The 393-nt window shown below is 38.2% G+C and carries 1 protein-coding gene; it reads right to left on the reverse strand.

The genetic code is table 11. The annotated features are described in order from the left end of the window. Positions 1 to 217 (reverse strand): Fic family protein (locus NE664_15310; GenBank protein ID MCQ4728000.1); only part of this gene is annotated, 217 nt, incomplete at its 3' end. Positions 218 to 393 lie beyond the last annotated feature (176 nt).

The following is a 393-nucleotide window of genomic DNA, read 5'->3' on the forward strand; positions in this document are numbered from 1 at the left end:
GCTCACTGTCAATGGCTTCACTTGCCTGTTTTTCAGTCAATGGATTCCCCTCAATCTTATTAGAAGCATATGAACTTTTTTTCTTGGAGTTTTTTCTAAGTCTATTCTTTGTAACAGGTGGCAATTCTATCGTGCTGAGAGAAAAACGATTTTCATCAATTTCCGATATCCTTTTTAAAATTTCATTCGTTAGTGTAACCTTTATCAAATTGTCCACCTCCATTAATCGATTCATGAATTATTTTTCCACTAAAATTACACTATTTTTCACTTCATCGTCTTCGCCAGTGAAGTAAGAGGTGCTGCCATCTCCGGGTTGGAAAGAACCTTTCCCAGTAGTTCTGCATCAACGCCTTCCGGAACCGTCACCGTATTTTCTGTTGTATTCGGATG

It is taken from the genome of Anaerotignum faecicola, assembly GCA_024460105.1.
Lineage (GTDB): Bacteria > Bacillota > Clostridia > Lachnospirales > Anaerotignaceae > JANFXS01.